The following is a 9,457-nucleotide window of genomic DNA, read 5'->3' as shown; positions in this document are numbered from 1 at the left end:
CAGTAAATCACTACTCCCTTTTTGATAACGTTCCGTTCAAAAAAAGATGAACAACCTCAGATGCAATGTCTTTGGGTTCTTTTATACCCGTAAATAATACAGTGAGTGTGAGGCGCTCAATCGTGCCAACTATAATCTCAGCGATTAAACACATGTCCATTTCAGGTCGAAAATAACCATTATCTACTTCAGAAATTAAGTTTTCTCTTATTTGCAGCGCTAACTGTTTTTTAATCTCTTCAGCCTCTGAAGAATGAAAGAATCCGATGCGTGTTAAATTTTGATTCTCAGAAAAAAAAGTAAAGATTCCTGTTAACCCTTTTGTAATCCTTATTGGTAAGGAATTGACATGAATTCCCGTCTCTAAGCGACTCTCAATCGTAAGATCAGATAGCCCTTTGCTAAACGAATCGATTAATTCCTGGAATACTGCCTCTTTGCTTTTAGAGTAAAGGTAAAATGTTGGCTGCGTTAAGCCAGCCCTTTGAACGATTGTGCTAATTTTTGTTTCATAATAACCTTTATGTGCAAATTCTTCTGCAGCGATTGTAAGTAATAGGGCTCTGCTCTGTTCACCGCTAGCCCCTTTTTTTCTGCCCCTTGTACTCATCTAAAATCTCCTTCAAAAGATACAGCACATAATACTCACCAATATTATCTTATAAAAAATTACATAGATCAATATAAATTTTCCTAAATATAACTTAATAACTAAATTTTTCTGAAGGGTACTTACCCGAGCATATCCATAAATGTATGGACTCAGGTTCTGGTGCAACAGAACCATTTGTTTTTTAAAGAAACACTTTTTCTTTGATAGATGGGTGTCATTAAATAGGCAAAAGGTAATGCCCCATCTAAATAGGGACATTTAAAAAGGTCCCTATTTAGATGGGGCAGTTCAGTACAGTTCAACGGATCGGGGGCTTTTTTCAAAGACTGTCCGTGAATCCATAACCATTATTTGCTATTTCTGTAGCACACACAGTTAAAAATTTAAGTAATTCATCCCTGTCACCTTTATTTTGCAAAAATATTCGATAAAACTCTTTGAATTCTTTCCCTTTCATAATTAAAATACTTTTTATCTTTTTCCGACAGAACACTCCTTCCTCGAGGAACGTGAAGGGTGTAGCCCAGTGAGTAGGTGAGAGAGGAATGTCGGTTGGCGATAGCCAAACTATTTGTTATCATGTACTTGTACAGATAGCTCTTTGAAAACTGAAGATATAAGGTTGTTGTAGGGAATTCGTCTACAACGTAAAATCTTCAACGTTCTATCGTCCCACGCTCACCGAAGTGGCGAAAACCAAGCGAAAGTAGGGAGCGTGGCGAGTCAACGTACAAGAAACTTCTAACCGTAGGGACTACGGAGTGAGCCTGCTAAGATAACGGGTGGATACACTCGTGTTCGCAGGAATCCTCCACTTCAAGCGTTCGCTAAGTGGGGGTAGTTCAAAATAGTATTGCTGTTTACGAAAAGCACACCTTCATCACTGCTGTACGGAATAATTTGATTATACAAATTCAATTCTTCACAGATTTTCTTTAACTTATGTTTTTCCATTCCAAGATCTCTCTCCTTCAGATTTTATCTTTTGTCGGTAGGCGTTAGCCAAAATATTGGCCATCATGTACTTGTACAAATTGCTCTTTAAAAACGGAAGATATAAGGTTGTTGTAGGAAATTCGTCTACAACGTAAAATCTTCAACATTCTATCCACCTATGATGATATTCTATTTTATACCGTTTCGCCATCATATTTCCATCTCCTCAATCTGATGGATATGATTGTAGCCAAAATACCAAGACGAGGCAACGCTTATTTTATGTTTTTAGTTTTTAGACACAACCTAAAAGAAATGGAAAAAAGAAAAACGTATCGCCAGTCGAATGGCGTAGTTGGCACAGACCTTGCCCTCTTGACAGTCTGTTTATCTCTCAAAAGTTGTTCGCCTAAGTTCTGCCTCTTTCGATAAATGTATTTTAAGCAAAAAAAGTAAATAAAAGGATACACAAATGAAAATTTATGTGTTATTCTATAAACAGTCATGAGATTCATCTCTTGTGTACAGGACTATATCATCCTGTATAGACGGGATGAATCCACTCTTTTAAGGGGTTTACTCGGCTAAGTAAACCCCTCTTTTTTTTGCTTTGGTCTTGCTTTTGAGTACGCAGAACCCTACAGGACATAAAAAATAGGCAGTCCATGCCCATATGATAGATGGACACAAACTGCCTAAAAGTTCTCTCACTATATTATTGCATAAATGCTGGAAGAGCAGCTGCATGTTTCGAATAGATTGCTTCTCCATCGCTTTCACCATCAAAAACAACTGGGAAGTCTGGTGAGAAGAGGATAACATCTCCTGCTTCTGCTACGTAGCGGTTGCCTTCTTTATCACGGATGATAAACTTTCCTTTTGTTACAACTTTGTATTCTACAACGTCATACAAGAAATCAAATGATTCACCTGGTGACATTGAGAAGAAACCGATTGTAAGCGGGTTTGACGTTTCTGTTACCGGTACGTCAACGATTTTGCTGTTTACTCCTGGTTGGTTAATGATCGTACCTACATCTAGTTTTGGAAACAATTTGTCTAAATCTGCTGCTTTAAAAATTTGAATTCCTGGTTCTTGGCTTAATGCTTTAGTCATGATCAACACTCCTATAATTTGTTATTTCTTACTTGGATTGGTACTACACACATTGTATATCATAATTTTCAGAAAAAAAAGTAGGGTCTTTTTTTTCACATATTGTCGAAAAGTATACTGATATTGTCGAAGTGTGTATGGATAAGATTAAATCTGAAGAAATAATGAGAGGACGTACATTTCTATGAAGCTAGTTACAGAACAAGTGGTGGGTAGTTCAAATTCATAACAGCTGTCGGCCAGGAACAAGAAGGACAGATATCATTTTCCGTAAAAAAAGCGATTCGGACAGAACGACTACCAGAATGGTTTGTGCAGCAAAGACAGAGCAATGATCAGGAAGAAGCGCTGGAGCAATATTTGAAGCAAGAGAAAAACTGATTTTTTTAGAGATCCATATGATTAAAAAAGCTAAGTTTCTTCGAATAAACCATTATAGGAAGAAACGTTTATTCGAAGAAAGGAAGAGTGGGAGAGGCAGCCATATTCTCTTTCGCCATATCTTATCTTGCGCTTGAGGTAGAAGTTCCAGAGTCACCCACTTAAAATGGAAAACAAGCTCTAACACTTATAGATCAAGGGTTAAAGCTTGTTTTCGTATTCAAGAAGGAATATAAGTACAACATAATAAAAGAGTGAAAAAACAAGACTCTTGTTCGGTATTTTTAGAGATCAACAAGAATTTTGTGTTTTACTCTTTTTTGGCGTATATCGATTAAATGCAGAGCCTGTTATTTAGCTCCTATGTCAGAGAGAATTCCCTGAGCTTCATAAAGATAGCTTTTAAATTGATTTGAAAAATTTGTTTTTAGACCAAGCTCGATCCAGTCAGCAGCTGAACAATCCAATAAGACTATATACTCGGATAATTCAATTGCCACAATTTCAGGCGAATTGTATTTTTTCTCTTCATATAAGTGGTCATAATCCTCGTTTATACTGTAAATTCAATCGCCAGTTGCCGAGTTCTTTTCCAATATTTTTGCATTTGCTTCTGCTTTACCAAATGTGCCTGAAACAAACCCCATAATGAAGTCATAATTCCCTGTACCTAAAGCTGCTTTGGCCAGGTATTTTGAAAGGGGCTTATATAGAATATGTAAGCAGCCTTTCGCATCGTTTTGTGTATCTATCCCTTTGAATTGCCAAAGAAAAAATTCTTCCACAAACTTTCTCCGCCATTCGCTTTTCTGAATGCTGCCTAAAACATCGTCAATAAACTTCTTCTTCAAGTATTCTGATACATCATGTGTTCTATGTATATTTTTTAATATCTGATCAATTTTTCCGGAGGAGCTTTCCTGTAAATCAACAGCTTGATAGTCCATAATGAATTCCTTTAATAACTGTTCATATGTTGTATCATCTTTAAATATGAGCACTCTCGTGATTCCGTATTCTATTTATCTATAAAAAAGGATAAAGAAGTTTTATTACTTCTGTTCATGATATTTGTAAGGATTTTATCAAATTCCAAAAGAGCATCCCATCCTTAAGGAATGTGAAGAGCATAGCCTAATGAATACAATAGAATAGGGATGAATATCGGATAGGACACACTAAAATATATGTGTCCAGATTGTTGTAAAACATCTGAACATTCAAGGTGATCGCCTCCTAAAAGAATAGTTTATTCCTATAACTATCTATAGGAAGGCTTCGCCAAAATACTAGAAGAACTATTTTAACAGTGGAATTAACAAAGTAGAAGTAAAGAAGAAAAATAGTTGGCTAATTTGATTTAGAGGATTCATTTTAGTATTTTTGCGGTTCAGTTAGACTGTAACAAATAGAAATAAACAAAAGTGAAAAGGTGTTCATTTGTCCAATTTTGTCCAGATGTTTAGTGCAAAAGTGAACAAATGAACACATTATTATACAATTTTCTATCAATTTATAATATACATAAAACGTTTATTTATGATTTGCATAAAACTAAAATAAAATTTTCATGGTAGAAGATAGAAGAAAAACAGCTTTATATCACTAATTAAACGATAATACCTCCTTATAACTCGAAATAGCTTGTTAAAAAATTAAATATTCTGTCAAGTTGGCACGGTAATTGCAATATTAAAAGCAAGGACAATAGATTATGACAGATTGTCCGCTAAATGAATAAGCGTGTTGAAAGGAAGTGAATATCACAGGATTTATGGACCTTAAAACGCTGCTTCATCAGGATAAGATTGATAGCGTATACAATCTAACAAGAGCTGAAGTAGAATAACGGATACTTGTAGCAGAACTCCCGAAGGAAGATGACAAGAGATAGTTGAGATTCATCTTTATCGGATGGCAGTGAAAGGAGGTAGCACATGCAAGATGGTATATTGGAACTCGATATTAAGGTTGATCAGAATGAAAAAAGTTACGTTTCCCGGATGAATTACAGATTTCCATTAAAGATCATGCGTCCATTTTATTTGGACGATATGGGTACTGCATTTTTGTATGTTTTTGACACAGCAGGAGGGATGTTGGCCGGAGATCGTGCGGATTATTCTATAAGTGTGGAAAATGGCGCGCATCTTTATTTGACAAATGCCTCGACTTCTAAAATCTATCAAATGCCAGAAGGCAAGGCTTGTATAAACCAACACTTCCATGTAGGTGAGAATGCCAGCTTTGAGTGTTTTCCCGAGGCTATCACTTTGTTTAAGCAATCAGAACTGGAGACATACACCCGAATTGATGCACATCCAAATTCCGTATTGGCTTACTGTGAAATGTATTCCAGTGGCCGTAAAAGCGCAGGAGAGTCGTTTGAATTTAGAAGTCTCTCGAATCGGTTTCATTTATATATCGGAGGAACACTGACAATTTGGGAGCAATATCGATTAAACATGGAACGGGAACAATTTGCACGGCTTGGTTATTTAGAGGGATATTCACATTGGGGAAACCTCTATTTATATGCTGGTCAAGATAAAGCGGATAGCATTACACGGCTTCAGGAATATTTATCAACAAAGGAAAGATCGAATATTCGTGTAGGGTGTTCACTGCATCCAAGCAATGTTATTACGGTCAAAGTGCTTAGTTCAAACTATGAAGAGATGACAGAATTGATTAATGATATTTGGTCTTTTATGAGACCGTTGATGTTGAAAGGGGAGTTGCCTTATATCCGGAAATAAGCAAACATCAAGTTTACTTACATGGTTGCAATTGTCTGGAGGAACATTTCCAACAGGTAGCTTTAACCATTCCTACGGCCTTGAAACTTATATTCAGACCTATCGTATCAGTACAGTTGCAGAAGTAGAGAGTGTTTTAAAAACCATCCTTGAAGTAAACATTCATTTAGACGCTGTATTTGTCAAAGAGGCGTATGAAGCTACTTTACAGGATGATTCAGTTAGATTGGCCGAGCTTCAACAATTGTATACGGCTGCAAAACCTGCCAAGGAGTTATTCGAGGCTAGTATGAAAACAGGCAGAGCGCTATTGCTTGGTGTGAAAAAACTACAGGCAGGCAATGAAACGTCTTTTTACGGAAACTTGTTAAACAATTCTTTGCAGTATCATTACGCGATAGGCTATGGCGTAGTGGCAGCGAAACTGTCTTTACCTCTGAGGGAGACTGTGCAGACGTTTCTTTTTTCTGGAATGGTATCTTTGGTATCCGTGGCGACCCGAATTATGCCACTTGGCCAAAATGAGTCGCAGCTTGTGCTCTACAGACTTGGGAAACAATTGGAGAATTATCCGATAATAGAAGAGGAACTGACAATTGAGAACGTCAATAGTTTTTCCCCTGGTCTTGAGATCGCTTCAATGGAACATGAAACCTTATATACAAGGCTTTGCATGTCATAAAACAAAGAATAGGTGGTGGAGGAAAAAATGCATTTAACTCCAAGGGAAAATGAAAGGCTGCTAGTATTCACTACAGCTGAATTAGCAAGAAGAAGACTGAAAAATGGAATGAAACTCAATTATCCAGAAGCGGCGGCAATTATAAGCGATGAGCTTATGGAACAGGCCGTTACAGCGAACAAGCGGTTGGCGGATATTATTTCTTTTGGCACACAAATATTGTCACAAGAAGATGTCCTGCCTGGAGTGAAAGAGCTAATCCCGATCATACAAGTAGAAGGAATGTTTTCAGACGGATCAAAATTAATCACTGTACATGACCCAATTCGTCTCCCGACAAGGTCAGAAATAGGGAATCAAAACTATTTTACATTGGATGATTCCATTTTTACTTCGACAAGATCTGAGAACGTGAACCAAACTGTTTAATATTTCAGGAGGTGACAGAATGACTAAAATTATTGGAAATGTAGGGGAAATTCGTTACGAGGGAGAATCTATTACGCTGCGTCCAGGATCTCGAAGAGAGGTAATTCGAGTTCAGCATTGTGGTGACCGTCCTATTCAGGTAGGATGCCACTTTCACTTTTTTGAAGTGAACAAAGCCCTGCAATTTGACCGTGAAAAAGCATTTGGTATGCATCTGGATATTTTGTCTGGCACGGCTATTCGATTTGAACCTGGTGAAGAAAAGACTGTTCAGTTAGTCGACTTTGGAGGGAAAAAGAATATATTTGGTTTTAATGGGTTGACGATGGGTTCTATTGAAGATCAAACCATTAAAGAAAACGCTTTTAAAACAGCACGAGAAAAAGGTTATATGAAAAAATGATGAACGACGGGCGGGGATATGAAAACCAGTAAACACCCTGCCTTAATTGAAAGGATGGATCCCATTCGTATAAATGTTGGGCAATAAAGCTGTTTAACATTAGCTTAATAAGTATCTGACATTTGCTTATGATTTTCACTTACAAAATCAATCAATATCAAAGTGGAGAGGATCAATTCAGTGTATTTAAAAGAAATACTATATTTAACAAAAAGCATAGATGAAGATCGGCAGGTCATGTATGAGTTGGCAGTTAATAAAGTACTATCTGATCCTGATGTAGTAAAAATAAGCCAAAAAATAGACAGAAAAATCGAAATAGTACAAAAGATTATGCGTAAAGCGTGCGGTTAATAAAATTTAAAGTCTGACTAAGTCTGCAAACAATACTAATGGTGAAAAGGGGATAACAATGGAAGTAAATAGAAAGCATTACGGTGAATTATTTGGTCCCACTGTTGGAGATAAGGTCTCACTCGCAGATACAAATCTAGTTATTGAAATCGAGAAGGATTATAATGCTCCGAACTATGGAGACGAAGCAGTGTTCGGGGGCGGCAAGACATTGCGGGAGGGAATGGGACAATCATCTATTCCGAATAGTGAAGGTGCACTAGATTTTGTTATTACGAATGTCATCATAATGGATCCTATTCAAGGGATTGTCAAAGGCGATATTGGTATCAAGGAAGGTAAAATTGTGGGCATCGGAAAGGCTGGAAATCCTAACACGATGGAGATTACCCCGGGTCTGATCGTTGGTCCTGGTACTGATATCATTTCCGCTGATCCTGGGATGATAGCAACACCTGGAGGAATCGACACTCATGTACACTTTGACTCAGCTCAATTAGTTGAAGAAGCACTCAGCAGCGGACTGACGACCATGCTTGGGGGCGGAACGGGTCCGAAGACTGTAGGCATCGAAGCGCCCGGTGCTTTTAATATCCAGCGAATGATTAATGCCTTTGAAGCGTTTCCGATGAACATGGGTATGCTTGGTAAAGGAAATTCGAGCGATAAAGCGGCATTGGTCGAACAAATTAAAGGAGGGGCAATTGGACTTAAAATTCATGAGGACTGGGGAAGCACGCTGTCAGTCATTGATACATGCCTTCAAGTAGCAGATGAAATGGATTTTCAAGTTCAAATTCATACAGATACGCTAAACGAGTCTGGATTCGTAGATGATACATTGGAAGCGATCGATGGCCGGACAATCCATGCTTATCATATTGAGGGAGCAGGCGGAGGTCACGCACCAGATATACTAAAGGCGGCAGGCTATCCGCATATCATTCCATCTTCCACTAATCCGACAAACCCTTTTACCGTCAATACGGTAGATGAGCATCAAGATATGATTATGGTTTGTCATCATTTGAATCCGGCAGTACCCGAGGATGTCGCCTTTGCAGATTCTCGTGTTCGAGCAGAAACGATAGCTGCGGAAGACGTTCTTCATGATATGGGAGCTATTAGTATTATGGGCTCCGATTCTCAAGGTATGGGCCGCATCGGAGAGAGTATCATGCGTGTATGGCAGCTTGCTTCCAAGATGAAACTTCAGCGAGGAGCGTTATCTGAGGAACAAGGAGACAATGACAACGCTCGTGTGCTTCGTTATTTGGCCAAATATACAATTAATCCTGCTACTGTATTTGGCATTAAAGATTATGTCGGTTCTTTGGAACCTGGCAAGCTAGCAGATATAGTTCTTTGGCGTCATACCTTATTCGGTGCGAAGCCGGAGACAATTATTAAAGGCGGTTTTATTGCATGGTCAACAATGGGAGAGCCTAACGCTTCGCTCATGACTTGTCAACCAGTGCTGTACCGGCCACAGTATGGATCTTTTGGAGGCAATCCGAACAAGCTATCCTATATTTTTGTTAACCAGGCGGCTATAGATAATGGAATCGCCGATCAGCTCCCAGCATCCGCAGAGAAGTTTGTACCGGTTCGAAATACGAGAAATCTTCGTAAAAAAGATATGATACGGAACAATTATTGTCCTGATATCAAAGTGGATCCTGAGACGTACCGTGTAGAAGTAGATGGAGAATTGGTGACCTGCGATCCGTTAGAGGAAGTACCGATGAGCCGACTTTATTTTCTTAGATAAGAAAGGATGATG

The 9,457-nt window shown here is 38.3% G+C and carries 10 protein-coding genes; 6 read left to right on the top strand and 4 right to left on the bottom strand.

The genetic code is table 11. The features are described from left to right. Nucleotides 1-10: 10 nt before the first annotated feature. From BLL40_RS15995 to BLL40_RS15980, 4 genes are all read right to left on the bottom strand, one after another. Nucleotides 11-610 (bottom strand): TetR/AcrR family transcriptional regulator, encoded by a 600-nt coding sequence (locus BLL40_RS15995; RefSeq protein ID WP_073712856.1) that lies wholly within the window; start codon nucleotides 608-610, stop codon nucleotides 11-13. Nucleotides 611-1,429: 819 nt separating this feature from the next. Further along, a complete protein-coding gene (locus tag BLL40_RS17480; protein WP_159434238.1) occupies nucleotides 1,430-1,567 on the bottom strand; it encodes a hypothetical protein in 138 nt (45 codons plus the stop codon). 697 nt (nucleotides 1,568-2,264) lie between these two features. Continuing rightward, nucleotides 2,265-2,666 (bottom strand): cupin domain-containing protein, encoded by a 402-nt coding sequence (locus tag BLL40_RS15985; RefSeq protein WP_073712855.1) that lies wholly within the window; start codon nucleotides 2,664-2,666, stop codon nucleotides 2,265-2,267. A gap of 947 nt (nucleotides 2,667-3,613) precedes the next feature. Beyond that, the gene (locus BLL40_RS15980; protein ID WP_143180142.1) at nucleotides 3,614-3,994 is read right to left on the bottom strand and encodes a hypothetical protein; all 381 of its coding nucleotides are present in this window, start codon (nucleotides 3,992-3,994) and stop codon (nucleotides 3,614-3,616) included. Between the two features lie 990 nt (nucleotides 3,995-4,984). Between BLL40_RS15980 and BLL40_RS15975 the strand changes: the two genes are divergently transcribed. The 6 genes from BLL40_RS15975 to ureC all read left to right on the top strand — a co-directional run bounded on the left by BLL40_RS15975 (nucleotide 4,985) and on the right by ureC (nucleotide 9,445). Beyond that, nucleotides 4,985-5,806 (top strand): urease accessory protein UreD, encoded by an 822-nt coding sequence (locus tag BLL40_RS15975; protein ID WP_073712853.1) that lies wholly within the window; start codon nucleotides 4,985-4,987, stop codon nucleotides 5,804-5,806. 31 nt (nucleotides 5,807-5,837) lie between these two features. Then, entirely contained in the window at nucleotides 5,838-6,488 is a 651-nt protein-coding gene (locus tag BLL40_RS15970) for an urease accessory protein UreF (RefSeq protein WP_073712852.1), read from the top strand. A 27-nt stretch (nucleotides 6,489-6,515) separates the two neighbouring features. Continuing rightward, on the top strand, nucleotides 6,516-6,917 hold the full coding sequence (locus BLL40_RS15965; protein ID WP_073712851.1) for an urease subunit gamma: 402 nt from the start codon (nucleotides 6,516-6,518) through the stop codon (nucleotides 6,915-6,917). 19 nt (nucleotides 6,918-6,936) lie between these two features. Next, on the top strand, nucleotides 6,937-7,320 hold the full coding sequence (gene ureB, locus BLL40_RS15960) for an urease subunit beta (protein WP_073712850.1): 384 nt from the start codon (nucleotides 6,937-6,939) through the stop codon (nucleotides 7,318-7,320). A gap of 180 nt (nucleotides 7,321-7,500) precedes the next feature. Beyond that, on the top strand, nucleotides 7,501-7,674 hold the full coding sequence (locus BLL40_RS15955) for an aspartyl-phosphate phosphatase Spo0E family protein (RefSeq protein WP_073712849.1): 174 nt from the start codon (nucleotides 7,501-7,503) through the stop codon (nucleotides 7,672-7,674). A 52-nt stretch (nucleotides 7,675-7,726) separates the two neighbouring features. Beyond that, nucleotides 7,727-9,445: an urease subunit alpha gene (gene ureC, locus BLL40_RS15950; protein ID WP_216820193.1), complete on the top strand. Its 1,719-nt coding sequence runs from the start codon at nucleotides 7,727-7,729 to the stop codon at nucleotides 9,443-9,445. Nucleotides 9,446-9,457: the final 12 nt, after the last annotated feature.

It is taken from the genome of Domibacillus mangrovi (genome assembly GCF_001906925.1).
GTDB lineage: Bacteria > Bacillota > Bacilli > Bacillales > Domibacillaceae > Domibacillus > Domibacillus mangrovi.
Note: the sequence above shows the minus strand (reverse complement) of the source record. Positions and strands in the feature narration are given on the sequence as shown.

Bases quoted from the DNA above. Each gene is read 5' to 3' on its own strand.
- BLL40_RS17480 (WP_159434238.1), bottom strand. From the start codon at position 1,567: ATGGAAAAACATAAGTTAAAGAAAATCTGTGAAGAATTGAATTTGTAT.
- BLL40_RS15995 (WP_073712856.1), bottom strand. From the start codon at position 610: ATGAGTACAAGGGGCAGAAAAAAAGGGGCTAGCGGTGAACAGAGCAGA.
- BLL40_RS15980 (WP_143180142.1), bottom strand. From the start codon at position 3,994: ATGGACTATCAAGCTGTTGATTTACAGGAAAGCTCCTCCGGAAAAATT.
- ureB (WP_073712850.1), top strand. From the start codon at position 6,937: ATGACTAAAATTATTGGAAATGTAGGGGAAATTCGTTACGAGGGAGAA.
- BLL40_RS15965 (WP_073712851.1), top strand. From the start codon at position 6,516: ATGCATTTAACTCCAAGGGAAAATGAAAGGCTGCTAGTATTCACTACA.
- BLL40_RS15975 (WP_073712853.1), top strand. From the start codon at position 4,985: ATGCAAGATGGTATATTGGAACTCGATATTAAGGTTGATCAGAATGAA.
- BLL40_RS15985 (WP_073712855.1), bottom strand. From the start codon at position 2,666: ATGACTAAAGCATTAAGCCAAGAACCAGGAATTCAAATTTTTAAAGCA.